Source organism: Mesorhizobium sp. LCM 4576 (assembly GCF_001854815.1).
Classification (GTDB): Bacteria; Pseudomonadota; Alphaproteobacteria; order Rhizobiales; family Rhizobiaceae; genus Mesorhizobium; species Mesorhizobium plurifarium.
Window position 1 is genome coordinate 165313 of record NZ_MDDT01000017.1, and the last position, 17531, is coordinate 182843.

General features: G+C 64.3%; 21 protein-coding genes. 9 read left to right on the forward strand and 12 right to left on the reverse strand.

Annotation, left to right across the window (positions count from 1 at the left end):
• Window positions 1–100: 100 nt before the first annotated feature.
• The 3 genes from LCM4576_RS09615 to LCM4576_RS09625 all read right to left on the reverse strand — a co-directional run bounded on the left by LCM4576_RS09615 (window position 101) and on the right by LCM4576_RS09625 (window position 3208).
• On the reverse strand, window positions 101–562 hold the full coding sequence (locus tag LCM4576_RS09615; protein WP_071031879.1) for an HPr kinase/phosphorylase: 462 nt from the start codon (window positions 560–562) through the stop codon (window positions 101–103).
• A gap of 14 nt (window positions 563–576) precedes the next feature.
• Window positions 577–2361 (reverse strand): sensor histidine kinase, encoded by a 1785-nt coding sequence (locus tag LCM4576_RS09620; protein ID WP_071031880.1) that lies wholly within the window; start codon window positions 2359–2361, stop codon window positions 577–579.
• A 145-nt stretch (window positions 2362–2506) separates the two neighbouring features.
• Window positions 2507–3208, reverse strand: coding sequence for a response regulator transcription factor (locus LCM4576_RS09625; RefSeq protein WP_006201274.1), 702 nt, complete (start codon window positions 3206–3208; stop codon window positions 2507–2509).
• Between the two features lie 341 nt (window positions 3209–3549).
• Here LCM4576_RS09625 and LCM4576_RS09630 point away from each other — a divergent pair, with 341 nt between their 5' ends.
• The 5 genes from LCM4576_RS09630 to LCM4576_RS09650 all read left to right on the forward strand — a co-directional run bounded on the left by LCM4576_RS09630 (window position 3550) and on the right by LCM4576_RS09650 (window position 8408).
• Window positions 3550–5160, forward strand: coding sequence for a phosphoenolpyruvate carboxykinase (locus tag LCM4576_RS09630; RefSeq protein ID WP_071031881.1), 1611 nt, complete (start codon window positions 3550–3552; stop codon window positions 5158–5160).
• A 145-nt stretch (window positions 5161–5305) separates the two neighbouring features.
• Window positions 5306–5743: an alternative ribosome rescue aminoacyl-tRNA hydrolase ArfB gene (gene arfB, locus LCM4576_RS09635; protein ID WP_071031882.1), complete on the forward strand. Its 438-nt coding sequence runs from the start codon at window positions 5306–5308 to the stop codon at window positions 5741–5743.
• 79 nt (window positions 5744–5822) lie between these two features.
• Entirely contained in the window at window positions 5823–6293 is a 471-nt protein-coding gene (gene lysM, locus LCM4576_RS09640; protein ID WP_071031883.1) for a peptidoglycan-binding protein LysM, read from the forward strand.
• 213 nt (window positions 6294–6506) lie between these two features.
• A complete protein-coding gene (locus tag LCM4576_RS09645; RefSeq protein WP_071031884.1) occupies window positions 6507–7151 on the forward strand; it encodes an alpha-ketoglutarate-dependent dioxygenase AlkB in 645 nt (214 codons plus the stop codon).
• Window positions 7152–7238: 87 nt separating this feature from the next.
• Window positions 7239–8408: a glycosyltransferase family 87 protein gene (locus LCM4576_RS09650; RefSeq protein ID WP_157901205.1), complete on the forward strand. Its 1170-nt coding sequence runs from the start codon at window positions 7239–7241 to the stop codon at window positions 8406–8408.
• Window positions 8409–8471: 63 nt separating this feature from the next.
• Here the strand turns inward: LCM4576_RS09650 and coaA are convergent, their stop codons facing one another.
• The 9 genes from coaA to hisB all read right to left on the reverse strand — a co-directional run bounded on the left by coaA (window position 8472) and on the right by hisB (window position 14244).
• Window positions 8472–9431 (reverse strand): type I pantothenate kinase, encoded by a 960-nt coding sequence (gene coaA, locus LCM4576_RS09655; protein ID WP_071031886.1) that lies wholly within the window; start codon window positions 9429–9431, stop codon window positions 8472–8474.
• An 83-nt stretch (window positions 9432–9514) separates the two neighbouring features.
• Complete coding sequence (locus LCM4576_RS09660) at window positions 9515–9838, reverse strand: phosphoribosyl-ATP diphosphatase (RefSeq protein WP_071031887.1); 324 nt, start codon at window positions 9836–9838, stop codon at window positions 9515–9517.
• 9 nt (window positions 9839–9847) lie between these two features.
• Window positions 9848–10642: an imidazole glycerol phosphate synthase subunit HisF gene (hisF, locus tag LCM4576_RS09665; RefSeq protein ID WP_071031888.1), complete on the reverse strand. Its 795-nt coding sequence runs from the start codon at window positions 10640–10642 to the stop codon at window positions 9848–9850.
• Window positions 10639–11478 (reverse strand): arginase family protein, encoded by an 840-nt coding sequence (locus LCM4576_RS09670; protein WP_071031889.1) that lies wholly within the window; start codon window positions 11476–11478, stop codon window positions 10639–10641. Before LCM4576_RS09670 ends, hisF begins: the two co-directional genes overlap by 4 nt.
• On the reverse strand, window positions 11475–12221 hold the full coding sequence (hisA, locus tag LCM4576_RS09675; protein ID WP_071031890.1) for a 1-(5-phosphoribosyl)-5-[(5-phosphoribosylamino)methylideneamino]imidazole-4-carboxamide isomerase: 747 nt from the start codon (window positions 12219–12221) through the stop codon (window positions 11475–11477). The genes LCM4576_RS09670 and hisA overlap by 4 nt, the downstream gene beginning before the upstream one ends.
• A gap of 3 nt (window positions 12222–12224) precedes the next feature.
• Complete coding sequence (locus LCM4576_RS09680; protein ID WP_041009837.1) at window positions 12225–12515, reverse strand: DUF1330 domain-containing protein; 291 nt, start codon at window positions 12513–12515, stop codon at window positions 12225–12227.
• Window positions 12516–12517: 2 nt separating this feature from the next.
• On the reverse strand, window positions 12518–13168 hold the full coding sequence (hisH, locus tag LCM4576_RS09685) for an imidazole glycerol phosphate synthase subunit HisH (RefSeq protein WP_071031891.1): 651 nt from the start codon (window positions 13166–13168) through the stop codon (window positions 12518–12520).
• A gap of 1 nt (window position 13169) precedes the next feature.
• The gene (locus tag LCM4576_RS09690; protein ID WP_071031892.1) at window positions 13170–13643 is read right to left on the reverse strand and encodes a DUF2628 domain-containing protein; all 474 of its coding nucleotides are present in this window, start codon (window positions 13641–13643) and stop codon (window positions 13170–13172) included.
• Between the two features lie 4 nt (window positions 13644–13647).
• Window positions 13648–14244, reverse strand: a complete 597-nt coding sequence (gene hisB, locus LCM4576_RS09695) for an imidazoleglycerol-phosphate dehydratase HisB (protein WP_071031893.1) — start codon at window positions 14242–14244, stop codon at window positions 13648–13650.
• 218 nt (window positions 14245–14462) lie between these two features.
• Here hisB and hslV point away from each other — a divergent pair, with 218 nt between their 5' ends.
• From hslV to hslU, 4 genes are read left to right on the forward strand one after another with little or no spacing between them, the layout of a single operon-like run.
• Window positions 14463–15014: an ATP-dependent protease subunit HslV gene (gene hslV / locus LCM4576_RS09700; protein WP_071031894.1), complete on the forward strand. Its 552-nt coding sequence runs from the start codon at window positions 14463–14465 to the stop codon at window positions 15012–15014.
• A 23-nt stretch (window positions 15015–15037) separates the two neighbouring features.
• The gene (locus tag LCM4576_RS09705; protein ID WP_071031928.1) at window positions 15038–15562 is read left to right on the forward strand and encodes a GNAT family N-acetyltransferase; all 525 of its coding nucleotides are present in this window, start codon (window positions 15038–15040) and stop codon (window positions 15560–15562) included.
• Between the two features lie 4 nt (window positions 15563–15566).
• Window positions 15567–16166: a DUF2585 domain-containing protein gene (locus LCM4576_RS09710; RefSeq protein WP_071031895.1), complete on the forward strand. Its 600-nt coding sequence runs from the start codon at window positions 15567–15569 to the stop codon at window positions 16164–16166.
• A gap of 5 nt (window positions 16167–16171) precedes the next feature.
• Entirely contained in the window at window positions 16172–17482 is a 1311-nt protein-coding gene (gene hslU, locus LCM4576_RS09715; RefSeq protein WP_041003701.1) for an ATP-dependent protease ATPase subunit HslU, read from the forward strand.
• Window positions 17483–17531: the final 49 nt, after the last annotated feature.

A 17531-nucleotide genomic window follows, 5' to 3' on the forward strand; every position in this document is an offset into this window, starting at 1 on the left:
GGCGGGAGCGCTATCTTGTCGACGCACGGCCGGTTGACAAGCCCAAAATTGCGGCGGCCCGGGCCATTTTGACGCATCGCAGCAAAAAACCCCGGGCGGATCATGAAAAAGGCTGGATCGACAGCCGCGCCATCAGCATGGGCAGCGCGGYGGTGACATTCTGCCGGGCGACGTCGATGCGGGRCATCCGGCATCCGGCGATCGTCTCCGTGGTCTCGTCCTGCAGACGCGCCATGTCGGCCGGTTCGACAAGCCGAACCACCAGATCGATCACGGCGGCCGGCTCGAATGCCAGCGGCCGCGGCCCGATCCCGYGCACCTCGCAGAGTCCGGCGATGCTTGCCGGCGCGCGGCACACCAGCCGGCCGCCATGCGCGGCTGCAAACAACTGGTCGTCGCCGACCAGCCGGGAAAACATGCCGCGGGCGCGGCAATGATCGACAAGCGCCAGCGCCAGCGTCGTCTTGCCGGCGTCGGATGGCCCGGTGATCAGCACGCCATGCTCGCCGATCAGCAGGGCCGTCCCATGGATGTTGCGGGGCTTCGTGGCGGTGTCCGGCATGTTCGGTTCGGTGATCAGCCTTCCGCGGGCAGCGTCACCACGAAACGCGCGCCTTTGATCTCGCCGGGCTTGGTGCCGGGGATGTTCTCGGCCGTCAGCGTGCCGCCATGCGCCTCGACGATCTGGCGGCTGATCGACAGGCCGAGGCCGGAGTTCTGGCCGAACGCCTCGCCGGCTGGCCGGTCGGTATAGAAGCGCTCGAAGATGCGGTCGATCTTCTCGGCCCGGATGCCCGGGCCGTTGTCGTCGACGGTGATGATGTTGAACTTGCCCGCGCGCGCCAATGAGATCGCTATGTGCCCGTGCTCGTCGGGCACGAAGGAGCGCGCGTTCTCGATCAGGTTAGTGATGACCTGGCCGATCCTGAGGTCGTGGCCGACAACGAAATAGCCTCGGGCGCCGGCCGGCAGCTTGGCCACCTTGAGCTCGATCTCGACGGCCTTCTTGTTGCGCGTGGTCTCGCGCGAGACCGCGATGAGGTCGGTGATGAACTTCTTCAGGTCGACCGTCGCCGCATCGTCGCGCGCGAGCTCGGCGTCGAGCCGCGACGCGTCGGAGATGTCGGTGATCAGCCGGTCGAGCCGCTTCACGTCGTGCTGGATGATCTCCATCAGACGCGCGCGAGACGTATCGTTCTTCGCCAAAGGCAGCGTCTCGACCGCGCTGCGCAGCGACGTCAGCGGGTTCTTCAGCTCATGCGACACGYCGGCGGCGAAGCTTTCGATCGCCTCGATGCGCGCATAAAGCGCATTCGTCATGTCGCGCACGGCAATGGACAAATTGCCGATCTCGTCCTGACGATCGGAAAAATCGGGGATTTCCTCGCGGCTCTTGACGCCGCGCCGCACCCTGACGGCGGCGGCGGAAAGCCGGCGCAGCGGATTGGCGATGGTGGACGCCAGAAGCAACGACAGGATCGCGGTGACGAGAGCCGCCACCCCGAACACGCGCAGGATCGCCTTGCGCTCGGCCGCGACGATCTTGTCGATGTCGCCGYCTTCGGTGGACAGCATCAAGACGCCGAGCACGGCGCGGAAGCGCTGGATCGGCACCGCGACGGAGACGATCTGCTCGCCCTGCTCGCTCACCCGCACGATGGTCGAGGGGCTGCCGGTCAGTGCCTTGACCACTTCCGGGAAGGCTGCGCCATTGCCGCCGGGTTGCTCATGGTAGACCGGCAGGTCCTTGTTGCGGAAGAAGTCGAAGATGAATTTCTCGACCCGTTCCAGGAGGTCCGGCTGCTCGTCCTCGACCGGCGGCAAATCGTAGCGCAGGATCTGGCCGCGCGAATAGAGATGCCGCGAATCGAGCAGCAGGTTGGCGTCGCGGTCATAGATGCGGGCGCGGGTGCGGGTCGGCGAGATCAGGCGCCTCAGCACCGGCGCGACGCGTTCCGGATTGATCGGGAAATCGAGATTGTCGAGCTGGTCGGACCCTGGCCCAAGGCTCTCGYCGGCCTGCAGCTCGAGCAGCTTTTCCGGGTCGATGCTGATCGAGTCGGTYTCGACGGTCGCCGAGGCCGCGATCGCGCCTGCGATGATCTCGCCCTGCGTCATCAGGCTTTCGAYGCGCGCGTCGATCAGCCCGTCGCGGAATGTGTTGAGATAGAGGATGCCGGTGACCAGCACGGCGAGGCCGGYCATGTTGAGGAACAGGATGCGCCGCGTCAGGCTGGAGAAGATGTGGTGGCCGAGAAACCGGCGCATCGGCACCGTGATTTTCGACACGAAGGCGGGCACGATCCGCGGCGGACGCTTTGCCGCCCCCGCCCRTCTGCCTCGCTCTACTTCCACTGCCATCGACTAGCAGGCCCTGTTTAGTGAGTAGTGAGTAGGCAGTAGGCAGTAGCGAATAGGGAAATGATTGGCTGACCGCGGCTATGCATGACTGGCCGCTCGCATCATCATAAACTGACTACTGACTATTCCCTACTACCTATTCTATTCAAGCTTCGCGGAACCGGTACCCGACTCCGTAAAGGGTTTCGATCATCTCGAAGTCGTCGTCGACGGCCTTGAACTTCTTGCGCAGCCGCTTGATGTGGCTGTCGATGGTGCGGTCGTCGACATAGACCTGCTCATCATAGGCCGAATCCATCAGCGCATCACGGCTTTTTACCACGCCCGGGCGCTGTGCCAGCGAATGCAGGATGAGGAACTCGGTCACCGTCAGCGTCACCGGCTCGCCCTTCCAGGTGCAGGTGTGCCGCTCCTGGTCCATCACCAACTGGCCGCGTTCGAGCGAGCGGGCCTGCTGGCTGGGCGCCTTGGCCGCCGCCTCGCGGGCGCTGGTGCGTCGGAGCACCGCGCGCACCCGCTCGACCAGCAGGCGCTGCGAGAACGGTTTGCGGATGAAGTCGTCGGCGCCCATCTTGAGGCCGAACAATTCGTCGATCTCGTCGTCCTTCGAGGTCAGGAAGATGACCGGCAGGTCCGACTTCTGGCGCATGCGGCGCAACAGCTCCATGCCGTCCATGCGCGGCATCTTGATGTCGAGGATGGCAAGATTCGGCGGCCGCGCCGCCAGGCCTTCCAGCGCCGACGCGCCATCGGTGTAGGTTTCGACCCGATAGCCCTCGGATTCAAGCGCGATCGACACCGAGGTCAGAATGTTGCGGTCGTCGTCGACAAGCGCGATTGTTGCCATTTCAAGCGGCTCCCTCATGAGCTGTCCCTTCTGTCGTCGAGAAGGGGCTTTTGCAGGACAAATTGGGTACAAAATGTGGCACGGACCCTGTTCGAAGTCACGGGCGGCCTGCCGCTACACACCATCGCACCCGGATTGGGATTGGACGAACCGAGGCTGCCAATCCTTTGGGCAACGTCTGTGATTTTTTGCACATATAAACGATTTAAACAACTTTCAAATTTTTTAAATCGATTAATGATTTGATATCATTCGGCTTTTCTGGTTCTGAACCTGGCAGCCCCGGTGCGGGCTTCGGGAAACCTCCCGTCACATGCGGCCAAATCCAGAGAGGAAATTTGATGTCGGAAGCCGGCAAACGCAACCCCGACTGCGCTATTGACGCGATCGGCCTCAAGACCACGGGCATGGTGCGCTACAATTTCGGCGCGGCCGTACTCTACGAGGAAGCGATCAGGCGCGGCGAGGCGAGATTGACCGCGCAGGGCGCGCTGGTCGCCGAGACTGGCCAGCACACCGGCCGCTCGCCGAAGGACAAATTCGTCGTGCGCGACGAGGCGACCGAGCCGCATGTCTGGTGGGACAACAACAGGGCGATCTCGCCTACCCAGTTCGAGGCACTGCTTTCCGACTTCCGCGCCCATGCGGCGGACAAGGATCTCTATGTCCAGGACCTGGTTGGCGGCGCCGACGCCGACCTCAAGCTGCCGACCCGGGTCGTCACCGAATTCGCCTGGCATTCGCTGTTCATCCGCAATCTCCTGATCCGTCCCGAAGAAGCGGAGCTCGAGCGTTTCGTGCCGCAGATGACGATCATCGATCTGCCGTCCTTTCGCGCCGATCCGGCGCGCCACGGCACCCGCACCGAAACGGTGATCGCGGTCGATCTCACCCGCCAGATCGTGCTGATCGGCGGCACCTCCTATGCCRGCGAGATGAAGAAGTCGGTCTTCACCATGCTGAACTATCTGCTGCCGGCAAAGGGCGTGATGCCGATGCACTGTTCGGCCAATGAGGGGCCGGACGGCGACGCGGCGGTGTTCTTCGGCCTGTCCGGCACCGRCAAGACGACGCTTTCCGCCGATCCGTCGCRCACGCTGATCGGCGACGACGAGCATGGCTGGGGTCCGCACGGCATCTTCAATTTCGAGGGCGGCTGCTACGCCAAGACGATCAGRCTGTCGGCCGAGGCGGAGCCTGAGATCTTCGCCACCACGCAGCGCTTCGGCACGGTGCTGGAGAACGTCGTGCTCGACGCYGGCCGCGTTCCGGACTTCAACGACGGCAGCCTCACCGAGAACACGCGCTGCGCCTATCCGCTGGACTTCATCCCCAACGCCTCGAAGACCGGCCGCGCCGGTCACCCGAGGAACATCATCATGCTGACCGCCGACGCCTTTGGCGTCATGCCGCCGATCGCCAAGCTGACGCCGGCGCAGGCCATGTACCACTTCCTGTCGGGCTACACCGCCAAGGTCGCAGGCACGGAAAAGGGCGTCACCGAGCCGGAGGCGACCTTCTCGACCTGCTTCGGCGCCCCGTTCATGCCGCGTCATCCGTCCGAATACGRCAATCTGCTGCGCGAGCTCATCGCCAGCCACGGCGTCGACTGCTGGCTGGTCAACACCGGCTGGACCGGGGGCGCCTACGGCACCGGCCGCCGCATGCCGATCAAGGTGACGCGCGCCTTGCTGGGCGCGGCGCTCGACGGTTCGCTGAAGTCGGCCGAGTTCCGCACCGACGCCAATTTCGGCTTCGAGGTGCCGGTGGCGGTCCCGGGTGTCGACGGCGCCATTCTCGATCCGCGCTCGACCTGGGCCGACAAGGCTGCCTATGACCGCCAGGCCGCGAGGCTGGTCGGTATGTTCGCGACCAATTTCGAGAAGTTCGAGGCGCATGTCGACGCGACCATCATGGGCGCGGCGCCGCGTCTGCAGGAGGCGGCCGAATAATCGCTGCCTCGAGCGTCTTACCTCCATCCCTTTGTTTTATCGCAATTTCCAGGCGGAAAACCGCTCACACTTTTCCTGAAATTGCTCCAGGCCCGGTTCACACCGGGCCTTTTCTTTTTGTGGCCATCGCGTCATGAGTGCTTCCATGGCGAGCGACGACGACATCATCATCACCGGCGAAGCCGTTATCCGCCCGGGCGACCTGCACGAGGATTTCATCCGCTCGTCCGGCCCGGGCGGCCAGAACGTCAACAAGGTGGCGACCGCGGTGCAGCTGCGCTTCGACGCGGCGAACGCTTCGGGCCTGTCCGAGCGTGTGCGCGAGCGCGCCATCAAGCTTGCCGGCCAGCGCGCCACCAAGGACGGCGTCATCGTCATCGAGGCCGGCCGCTTCCGCACCCAGGAGCAGAACCGCGCCGACGCGCGGGCGCGGCTGACGGCGTTGATCGCCAAGGCGGCCGAGCCGCCACCGCCGCCGCGCAAGAAGACCAGGCCGTCCAAAGGCGCCGTGGAGCGCCGCCTCAAGAGCAAGGCGGGCCGCTCGACGGTGAAAAAGCTGCGCGGTCGTGTCGACAGCGATTAAGCACGGTTGAAATCGGCTGCTTCCAATTCTGGGTTGCAGATGGCAAGCTCCGATTGYTGCAACAGCGAGGAGACCAGCAATGGGTATTTTCGATTTCGTCAAAGGCGTCGGCAAGAAGCTCGGCATCGGCGGCGACGACGAGGCGTCGCCAACCGCGGATACGTTGAAGAAGGAGCTCGATTCGCACAAGCTGGGCACGGACGGTGTCGAGGTCGCCGTCCAGGGCGACACCGCGGTCCTGAAAGGCACGGTCAAGGATCAGTCGGTCTTCGAAAAGGCGGTGATCGCCGTCGGCAACACGCTCGGCGTCTCCAAGGTGCAGGCCGACGAGCTCAAGGTCGCGCCTGGCGCCGGCCAGGCGGCGCCGGCCAAGGAACCGACCTTCTACACAGTCCAGAAGGGCGACAACCTCTGGAAGATCGCCGAAAAGAGCTACGGCAAGGGCCAAGGTGCCAAGAACACCGTCATCTTCGAGGCCAACAAGCCGATGCTGACGCATCCGGACAAGATCTATCCGGGCCAGGTACTGCGCATCCCCGACCTTGCCTGACCGGCCAAACGATATCGGAGAACGGAACGGCGGCTTTCGGGTCGCCGTTTTCTTTTGCCGGTGGCATGCTTGGCTCAGTCAACCGCATCGCTAGAGCATGATCCCGGAAAGTGGGTATCGGTTTTCGGAAAAGATCATGCTCCAACAAAGAGTTAGAGCAGGATGACGATTCAACGAAACGTCATCCTGCTCTGAAGTCAACCGGATCGACCCATGCTCGTTTTGCCCAAAGGCGTCCGCCATATGCCGGGTTACCTCGCGCGCCCCGCCCAGGAGGCGCTGGTCGAGGAGATCAGGCGCGTCGTGCAGGCTRCACCCCTCTACGTTCCGGCCATGCCGCGCACCGGCAAGGAGATGAGCGTGCGCATGACCAATTGCGGCGCRCTTGGCTGGGTGACCGACAAGGAGCGCGGCTATCGCTACCAGCCCACGCATCCGGTGACGGGCGAGCCCTGGCCGCCGATCCCGGAAGCCTTGCTGAAAGTGTGGCGCGAGGTCTCGGCCTATCCGCATCCGCCCGAGGCATGTCTGGTCAACTTCTATGCGGCGGATGCCAAGATGGGCCTGCATCAGGATCGTGACGAAAAGGATTTCGCCGCGCCCGTGGTGTCGGTCTCGCTGGGCGACGACTGCCTGTTCCGGGTCGGCCAGAACAGGCGGGAGGACGGCACGAAATCGTTCAGGCTGAAGAGCGGCGACGTCGTCGTGCTTGGCGGCGAAGGGCGCCTCGCCTTCCACGGCGTCGACCGCATCTACCCCGCGACGTCGGCCCTGCTGAAGAATGGCGGCCGCATCAATCTGACGTTGCGGCGGGTGACGGTGCCCGGCCGACCACTCCCTGGCGCAACGCGATCTTAAGGACACCCGGGCTACAACCGCGGTTGCGAAACCGAGGTCGTCATGGAACCGAACTGGATCAGGAGCCGAAGCCTCTTGGACGTGGCCATGGTCACGGTCGTATCGATGATCGGTATCTGGATGGCCGAGGTCTACCTGAGCATGTTGTGGAACCTCGACGGCAGGGGGTTTTCCGAACTTTCGCACAGGCTTCCCTACTGGGATTTCACGAACCTCTGGGCAGGGTCGCGCATGGCTATTGACGGCCACGTCGCCGTCCTTTTCGATGTGGACGCCTACCGCGCGGCGCTGCGCGCCATGTTTTCGCCCGACCTTCAAAATCAGGAATGGAGCTATCCGCCGAGCATCCTCTTGCTCGGCGTTCCGCTTGCGACCTTGCCGATCCTGCCTGCTTATCTGACCTGGACGGTTGGGACCGTGYTGTGCCTGTGGCTGGCGATACRGCCGCTGAAGCTCGGAACGGCCCTGGAACTGGCGATTGTCTTGAGTCCCGCCGTTATCTGGAACTCGGTGTTCGGCCAGAACGGCGCGCTGACGACGGCTCTGTTGATCGGAGGTCTCGCCGTGGCGCCAAGGCGTCCGGTGCTGGCTGGTATCTTGTTCGGCCTGCTGACGATCAAGCCGCATCTYGGCATTCTGGTGCCTTTCTGCCTGCTTGCCAGCGRCAATTGGCGAGCCATTCTCGCCGCCATCGGGACCGCCGTYGTGATCRCCRTCGCCACCGGCCTGTTCTTTGGCTTCGATGTCTGGCGGCTGTTCCTGACCGAAACCCGTCCGTTGATGACGGCGATCATGGAGGCTCCTTATCCGCAGCCCTACCAATACAACGCGATAACGGTGTTCTTCACGGCGAGGGCAATCGGCTTGGGGCTGGCCGCCGCCTATGGCGTGCAGGCGATCGCGACCGTCGTTTCCATCGCGGTGGCGGTCTGGCTCTGGTGGCCAGGGCGCCAGGTCTCGCATCAGGAACGCGTGGCGCTCACCGCTGTCCTTGCCATCCTTGCCACGCCTTATGGCTATACCTACGACACGATCGGTCTGGCCGTGGCGGTCGCCATGCTGGCCACAATGACGTCAAGGCCACCCCGATTGATACTCGCCGTTTGCTGGCTCTGGCCTTTCGTCGGGCATTTTTTCACCTGGGGCGGATACTGCGTCGCCGTGCTGGTCCCGCTGTTCCTCGCCGCCTGGATGCTGTTTTCTGTATGGACGAGAAGCCGGAAGGCTGAAGTCTCCGGAGAGCCGTCCCTGGCGTAGCGATTTTCCGWCCGGAATTGCGCACCGGCAAAGACGCGCAGCGATCCGGCCTCGCGCGCGGCCTCACAATTTCCTTAACGCCACTTCCTCGATCAGGTGGTTGGCGCCCTTGCGCAGGATGAGGTCGGCCCGGGCCCTGGTCGGCAGAATGTTCTCGCGCAGGTTCTTCAGGTTGATGTTGGCCCACAGCCCCTCCGCGATGGCTCGCGCGGCATCCCCGGAAAGCTGCGAATAGCGGTGGAAAAAGGAGTCCGGATTGCGGAAGGCGGTTTCGCGCAGCCGCATGAAACGCTGGATGTACCACTGATGGATCAGCTTCTCGTCGGCATCGATATAGATGGCGAAGTCGAAGAAGTCGGACAGGAACGGCACGATCTTGCCGTCCTTCGGCAGCTTGCCCGRCTGCAGCACGTTGATGCCTTCGAAGATCAGGATGTCCGGCCGGTCGATGGTGACGAACTCGCCCGGAATGACGTCATAGGTCAGGTGCGAATAGACCGGCGCGCGGACATCGCGCTGCCCCGACTTGATGCCGGACAGGAACCTCAGCAGCGCGCCGACGTCGTAGCTCTCCGGAAAGCCCTTGCGCTCCATTAGATTGTCGCGGCGCAGGATCTCGTTGGGCAAGAGGAAGCCATCGGTGGTGATGAGGTCGACCTTCGGGCTCGACGGCCAGCGCGCCAGCAACTCCTTCAGCACGCGCGCCGTGGTCGACTTGCCGACCGCGACCGAGCCGGCGATGCCGATGATGAAAGGCGTCTTGACCACGTCCTGCGCCTTGAAGAAGGCCTGGCGCTGCCGGTAGAGAAGTTGGCTCGCCTCGACATGAGCCGACAAAAGTCGGGACAGCGACAGGTAGATGCGCTTGACCTCTTCAAGGTCGACCGGATCGTTGAGTGAGCGCAGCCTGTCGATCTCGTCCCCGGTCAGCGTCAGCGGCGTGTCGGCGCGGAACTGCGACCATTGCTCGGCGGAGAAGAATCGAAACGGGGAGTACTTCTCGGTCGGAGCCAGCTGGTCCATCGGGTTTCCTGCCCTCCTAGAACATGATGCCGAAAAGTGCGAAGCGGTTTTCGGGCGACATCATGTTCCGTCCGTTTCGTTCATCAGCCCCGGGGACGGGACGCCTTTTCGGCGATGCCCGAGCGGCCGGTGCGGCCCTCGAGCTCCTTCAGCACATCGTCCAGCGGAATGCCCGCTATGCCGAGGACGACCAGCCAATGATACAGAAGATCGGCGCTTTCCGAAACGAGGGCCTGGCGGTCGCCGCGGACGGCGGCGATCACGGTTTCGACCGCTTCTTCGCCGAGCTTCTGCGCCGCCTTGTCCACGCCCTTGGCGAACAGTTTCGCCGTCCATGAGTCCGGGTCGCCGGAATGGGCGCGCTGATGAATGATCTGTTCCAGCTCGGCGAGCGAAAAGTCTGCCATAACAGCTATTTATGCCCCACGAGCCGCCAAGTCCAGCCGCATCGGCAGGCCGGCTTTGGCCATATGCGCCTTGGCTTCGGCGATCGTGTAGGTGCCGAAATGGAAGATCGAGGCGGCAAGCACGGCGCCGGCATGGCCGTTGCGAATGCCTTCGACGAGGTGATCGAGCGTTCCGACGCCRCCCGATGCGATCACCGGCACGCGCACGGCGTCGGCGATGGCCCGGGTGAGCGCAATGTCGTAGCCCGCCTTGGTGCCGTCGCGGTCCATCGAGGTCAAAAGAATCTCGCCGGCGCCGCGCTCGACCATGCGCCTGGCGAAGGCGACGGCGTCGATGCCGGTCTTCTCGCGCCCGCCATGGGTGAAGATCTCCCAGCGGTCGGCCTCGCCCTGCGCCGACACCTTCTTGGCGTCGATCGCCACGACGATGCATTGGTTGCCGAACTTGTCGGCCGCTTCCGCGACGAAATCCGGGTTCTTCACCGCCGCCGTGTTGATCGACACCTTGTCGGCGCCGGCCAGCAGCAGCTTGCGGATGTCGGCCACCTGGCGCACGCCGCCGCCGACGGTGAGCGGCATGAAGCACTGCTCGGCCGTACGGGCGACGACGTCGAAGATCGTCTCGCGGTTGTCGGACGATGCGGTGATGTCGAGGAAGCAGAGCTCGTCGGCGCCGGCCGCGTCATACGCCTTGGCGGYCTCGACCGGGTCGCCGGCATCGACGAGGTCGACGAAATTGACGCCCTTGACGACGCGGCCGTTCTTGACGTCGAGGCAAGGGATGACGCGGGCCTTCAGCATCACTTGCCCTCCAGGGTTGAGAGCAGGTCGACCACCAGCTCGCCGACCAGCGGCGGCACGTCGCCCTTGGGGTCGAAGGCCGGATCGTAGGCGGAAATGGTCAATCCGGCGATGCTGAGCGGGCCGGCGAGGCCGCACATCGCGGTGCGCACCTGCTCCGGCGCCGGACCGCCGGGCGTGGTGTAGCGGTTGGCCTGCAGCTTCTCGGGGTCGTGCACGTCGAGGTCGACGTGCATGTGGACCTGCCGCGCGCYGTCGGCTTTCAGCCGTTGCGCAGCAGCCTTCCAGTCGGGACACTCGGTCCGGATGATCGGCAGCCTTTCCAGCAGTTCCTTCTCCGCGCCGTCGAGGTCGCGCRCATTGACCAGAACGCAGCGCGACGGGTCGACCGGCTTGAAGCCCGGAATCTGTGTCGCCATCGCTCGCCAGCAGAGGCCGAGCGCGGTCGCCAGCGCCATGCCGTCGAGAAAGCCCGTCGTGGTGGTTTCCGGCGTGTTGAGGTCGCCATGCTGGTCGGCCCAGATGATGGCGTCGGCGCCGGCGCCGGCCACGGCGCCGGCGGCGGTCAGGCAGTTGCCGGCCAGCACGATTGGAAACCGCTTCTTGTCCAGCGCTATGCGGACTTCACCCGAAACGGCGTTGCAGACGGCAAATCCGGTGCTGATCTCGCGCTCTTCTTCGTCCTCGACCACCTTGCCGATGTCGTTCACCTCGACATCGTGGCCGGCGAGCTTCAACGCCTCGGCCAGCCCGCCCGAGATCAGCGCGTCCGGGCCCTGGCCGCAGCCGCCGTGGAAGTGGCCGCTGTCATAGGATGCCAGAATGATCGAAATGTTCACTGTTCTGCCTCCGCCCGCTCGCCGCGCAGGATCGCCAGCGCCTCGGCCGGGTCRATACGTCCATCATATAGGGCGCGGCCCGAGATCGCGCCTTCCAGTTTTTGCGCATCGGGCATGGTCATGCGCACGATGTCGGCGATCGAGGCGAGGCCGCCGGACGCGATCACCGGGATAGACACCGCCTCGGCGAGGCTGATCGTCGAATCCCAGTTGATGCCGGAAAGCACGCCGTCGCGGTCGATGTCGGTGTAGATGATGGCGGCCACACCGGCGCCCTCGAATTTCTTCRCCAGCTCGATGACGCCGAGCTCGGAGGCCTCCGCCCAGCCTTCGACCGCGACCTTGCCGCCCTTGGCGTCGATGCCGACGGCGACCTTGCCGGGAAAAGCCTTGCAGGCTTGCTTGACCAACTCCGGCTCGCGCACCGCGATCGTGCCGAGGATGACGCGGGCGAGGCCGCGATCCAGCCAGTCTTCGATCTGCGGCAAGGTGCGGATGCCGCCGCCGAGCTGCACCGGGTTCTTCGTCGCCTTGAGGATGGCGCCGACCGCGGCGGAGTTGACGCTCTGGCCCTTGAAGGCGCCGTTCAGGTCGACGACGTGCAGCCATTCGAACCCCTGGTCCTCGAAGGCCTTAGCCTGCGCGCCGGGATCGTCGTTGTAGATGGTCGCGGTGGCCATGTCGCCGTGCTTCAGGCGCACGCATTGACCGTCCTTGAGGTCGATGGCCGGAAACAGGATCATGGGTCAGGCGCCCTCGACGATGACGAAATGGCCGGTCGAAGCGGCAAGCCGGAACTTCGAGGCATGCTGGTATTCAGGCGAATGATAGCATTCGATCGCCTTGTCGTAGCTGTCGAACTCGACCAGCACGTGCCGGTTGCCGGTCGCTCCTTCCGGACTCTCGTAGCGGCCCGCGCGGACCGTGAACTTCGCGCCRTATTTCGCGAAGGCGACGGCGTTCGCTTCGATATACTGCTTGTAGACGTCGGGATCGCGGACGTCGATCATCGCCATCCAATAGCCCTTCTTGCTCATTTTCAGGGCCTCCATTTCAGGAAATTGGTAATCAGCGCCAGGCCGAGCGCCTGGCTCTTTTCGGGATGGAACTGCGTGCCGGCGAGGTTGTCGCGCGCCACCGCCGCCGTCACCGCGCCGCCATAGTCGGCGGTCGCCACGATCTCCGCCGGGTTCTTCGCATCCAGGTGGTAGGAATGGACGAAATAGGCGTGCAGCCCTTTCGGGCCGGTCTCGATGCCGGAAAACAGCGGATGCGGGCGGACGAGCTCGATCGTGTTCCAGCCGATCTGCGGGATCTTCAGTGCCGGGTTAGTGGGCGTGATCTCCTTGACGTCGCCGGCGATCCAGCCGAGGCCCTTGGTCACGGTCTTTTCCAACCCGCGTTCCGACATCAGCTGCATGCCGACGCAGATGCCGAGGAACGGCCGCCCTTTGCGAAGCGCGACTTCCTCCACCGCCTCCCACATGCCTGRCACCGCATGCAGGCCGGCGGCGCAGTCGGCATAGGCGCCGACGCCCGGCAGCACGATGCGGTCGGAGGAACGCACGCGCTCGGCGTCGGCCGTCAGCTCGATGGACGCTGCAAGGCCCGCCTCATGCGCGGCGCGCTCGAACGCCTTGGTGGCCGAGCGCAGATTGCCCGAGCCGTAGTCGATGATGGCTACCCGCATGTCAGGGCCTTCCAGGCGTATGGGTCAGGCCGAGCGCCATGCCTGTCTGTGGCGGACGTGCCTGGGATGCATCCGGCACGATGCGCGGCAGGGCCGGCTGTTCTTCGCTCTCCCCGCCGGCTTCCAGCGCGTGGCGCGTCTCGGCATCGGCGAGATTGCCGGCCTCGACCACGCCCCATTCGCGCCAGCCGCGCCGCCGCAGCGAAGCGATGCGCAGGCCCTGGCCTTCGAAGCCGATATAGAGCGAGACCAGCAGCGACAGCAGCGATCCCGTCCCTTCGAGCCCGAGCCGCTCGCCGGCCACGGACAGGATCGCCATGACGAGGAAGGTCAAAGCCGCCTCGATCCACATACGGTGCCAGGCGAGCCAGAGCGGCGCGACCAGGAAACCCAGCCRGGTGAAGCTGTCGCGCACGAAGCTTGCGTCCTCGGCCCTGTCGCCGGCCGGCGGCTGCATCACGACATAGATCGCCATAGGGTTATCCTTTCAGGGATCCCTTTGTGGACGGCACCGCATCGGGCTGGCGTGGATCGGGCTCCAGCGCTGCGCGCAACGCCCGCGCCACCGCCTTGAAGCAGGTTTCGGCGATATGATGGTTGTTGGCGCCGTAATGGTTGGTCACATGCAGCGTGATGCCGGCATTCTGCGCCAGCGCCTGGAAGAACTCGCGCACCAGCTCCGTGTCGAACGTGCCGATCTTCGGCGACGAGAAGGCGACGTTCCAGACCAGGAAGGGCCGGCCGGAGACGTCGATCGCCGCCCTGGTCAGCGTCTCGTMCATGGCAAGGTCGATCGAGGCATAGCGCATGATGCCGCGCCRCTCGCCCAGCGCCTTGCTCAAGGCCTGGCCGATCGCGATGCCGGTGTCCTCGACCGTGTGGTGGTCGTCGATATGCAGGTCGCCCTTGGCCTTGATGGTCATGTCGACCAGTGAATGCCGCGACAGCTGGTCGAGCATATGGTCGAAGAAGCCGACGCCGGTCGAAATGTCGGATTTTCCCTTGCCGTCGACATCGATGGAGACCGAAATCTCGGTTTCCTTGGTCTTGCGGCTGACTTCGGCCGAACGCGTCATCGCTCTGTCCTTGTTGCCCTGTTCGGAGGCGCCGGGGCTTGAAAACGAAAGCCTTCTATCAGCATGATCCGGCGATTGCCAGTTGCCATTCCGGTCGCCATCGGCCTCGGCCGAGGGGCGGTTTGCAATCGTTGGCCCTATGCATACATATGGCCGATCAAACTTACTCGTACCGCGCCAATCGCCTTTTCAAGGGATAGCGCGAATCGGAGCAGAACATGTCGAATGAACTCACCATGCACGCCACGACCATCATCAGCGTGCGCAAGGGCAACAAGGTCGTGATCGCCGGCGACGGCCAGGTCAGCCTGGGCCAGACGATCATGAAGGGCAATGCCCRCAAGGTGCGCCGCATCGGCAAGGGCGGCAGCGTCATTGCCGGCTTCGCCGGCGCCACCGCCGACGCCTTCACTTTGCTCGAGCGGCTCGAAGCCAAGCTCGAGCAATATCCCGACCAGCTGACGCGCGCCTGCGTCGAGCTCGCCAAGGACTGGCGCACCGACCGCTATCTGCGCCGCCTGGAGGCCATGATGCTGGTCGCCGACAAGTCGGTCTCGCTGGCGCTGACCGGCAATGGCGACGTGCTCGAGCCCGAGCATGGGGTCATGGCCATCGGTTCCGGCGGCAACTACGCGCTTGCCGCGGCCCGCGCCCTCATCGACACCGACAAGGACGCCGAGGAGATCGCCCGCAAGGCCATGCAGATCGCGTCCGACATCTGCGTCTACACCAACAACAATTTCGTTGTCGAAACGCTCGACGCCGCCTGAGGTCCGTGATCGGGGAGGAGATCATGGTCGATCAGGAACATAGCTACGATTTTCGGCCGGTCACGGAAAAGGACCTGCCGTTGATCGCCCGGTGGCTGCGCGAGCCGCATGTCGCTGAGTGGTGGGACGATCCGGACAAGGAGATCGCCGAGATCCGCGAGCATATCGAGTCGGTCTCGGTGGAGCCGCTGATCGTCGAACTCGACGGCAGGCCGATTGCCTACCTGCAAAGCTACGATCCGCATATGGAGGACGATCACCCCTATGYGGATCAGCCCTTCGGCACGCTTGGCATCGATCTGTCGATCGGTCCGCCGGAGCTGGTCGGCATCGGCCATGGCTCGGCCATCGTGCGCCAGTTCGTCGAGGAATTGTTCGAGGAGGGCGCGCCGCGCGTCATCATCGATCCGCATCCCGACAATGGCCGCGCCATCCGCGCCTATGGGAAGGCCGGCTTCAGGCCGATCGGCCGCAGGCATTCGCAATATGGGGACGTCGTGCTGATGGCCGTCGACGCCGATGAAGACGACGAAAATCTGGGGGACTGAGTGGATGACTGCGCCTGAAGGGGATAAGACGCTTTCGGCCTATGAAGACAGCTGGCGCATGGGCCTGCTGCTGGTCCTCGCCTTGATCATCTTCCAGGCGGGCGCCTTGTACGGCATGGGGCATCCGCCGATCTGCACCTGCGGCTACGTCAAGCTCTGGCACGGCGTGGTCAACAGCTCGGAGAATTCCCAGCACATCGCCGACTGGTACACCTTCTCGCACATCATCCACGGCTTCCTGTTCTACGCGCTGGCCTGGGCGCTGTTCCCGCGCTCGCCGATCGGTCTGAGGCTCGCCTTCGCCGTACTCATCGAAGGCGGCTGGGAAATCCTGGAAAACAGCCCTTTCATCATCGACCGCTACCGCGCCGGCACCATCTCGCTCAGCTATTACGGCGATTCGATCATCAATTCGGTGTCCGACACGCTGTTCATGGCGCTGGGATTTGTGATGGCGCGAAAGCTACCTATATGGGTGATCGTGGCCCTGGCGCTCATCTTCGAGCTCGGCACGGGTTACATCATCCGGGACAATCTGACGCTCAACGTGATCATGCTGCTGCATCCGTTCGAGTCCATCAGGCAGTGRCAAAGTGGAATTTGAGTAATATGAGCACCTTCTCCCCCCGCGAAATCGTTTCGGAACTCGACCGCTTCATCATCGGCCAGAAGGACGCCAAGCGCGCCGTGGCCATCGCCTTGCGCAACCGCTGGCGCCGCCAGCAACTGGAAGGCCAGATGCGCGAAGAGGTGATGCCGAAGAACATCCTGATGATCGGCCCGACCGGCGTCGGCAAGACCGAGATCTCGCGCCGCCTGGCGCGGCTCGCCGGCGCGCCCTTCGTCAAGGTCGAGGCGACCAAGTTCACCGAGGTCGGCTATGTCGGCCGCGATGTCGAGCAGATCGTGCGCGACCTCGTCGAGGTCGCCATCGGCCTGACCCGCGAGAAGATGCGCGAGGACGTCGCGGCGCGCGCCCAGATCAACGCCGAGGAACGCGTGCTGGAAGCCCTCGTCGGCAAGACGGCGAGCCCGGCCACGCGTGACAGCTTCCGCAAGAAGCTGCGCGACGGCGAGCTCGACGACAAGGAGATCGAGATCGAGGTGGCCGACACCGGCACCGGCGGCATGCCCGGCTTCGAGATCCCCGGCATGCCGGGCGCCAATGTCGGCGTGCTCAACATCAACGACATGCTGTCGAAGGCGATGGGCGGCCGCAGGACCAAGACCCGCAAGACCACGGTGCGCGATTCTTACGCGCTTTTGGTCAACGACGAGTCCGACAAGCTGCTCGACCAGGACGAGGTGGTGCGCAGGGCGCTGGAATCGGCCGAGAATGACGGCATCGTCTTCCTCGACGAGATCGACAAGATCGCCGCCAGGAGCGACATTTCGGGCGGTCCGTCGCGCGAAGGCGTGCAGCGCGACCTGCTGCCGCTCGTCGAAGGCACCACGGTCGCGACCAAATATGGGCCGATCAAGACCGACCATATCTTGTTCATCGCTTCGGGCGCCTTCCACGTCTCCAAGCCGTCCGACCTGCTGCCCGAGCTGCAGGGCCGCCTGCCGATCCGCGTCGAGCTGCGCGCGCTGGAGAAGTCGGATTTCGTGCGCATCCTCACCGAGACCGAAGCGAGCCTCATCAAGCAGTATATCGCGCTGATGAAGACCGAAGGCGTTGAGCTGACCTTCACCGACGACGCCATCGATTCGCTGGCCGGCATCGCCGTCGAGCTCAACGCCAGCGTCGAGAACATCGGCGCGCGGCGCCTGCAGACGGTGATGGAGCGCGTGCTGGACGAGATCTCCTACGACGCGCCGGACCGCCACGGCACGACGGTGACCATCGATGCCGCCTATGTCGAGAAGCATGTCGGCGACCTGTCGCGCAACACCGACCTGTCGCGGTTCATCCTTTAAGCTCTGTCGTGGTTTCGGGCTGGCCCTCGGGCTGGCTCGAAGAACCCTC

Coding starts and splice junctions, on each gene's coding strand:
- LCM4576_RS09625 (WP_006201274.1), bottom strand. CDS start 3,208: ATGGCAACAATCGCGCTTGTCGACGACGACCGCAACATTCTGACCTCG.
- lysM (WP_071031883.1), top strand. CDS start 5,823: ATGGGTATTTTCGATTTCGTCAAAGGCGTCGGCAAGAAGCTCGGCATC.
- hslU (WP_041003701.1), top strand. CDS start 16,172: ATGAGCACCTTCTCCCCCCGCGAAATCGTTTCGGAACTCGACCGCTTC.
- LCM4576_RS09660 (WP_071031887.1), bottom strand. CDS start 9,838: ATGGCAGACTTTTCGCTCGCCGAGCTGGAACAGATCATTCATCAGCGC.
- arfB (WP_071031882.1), top strand. CDS start 5,306: ATGGCGAGCGACGACGACATCATCATCACCGGCGAAGCCGTTATCCGC.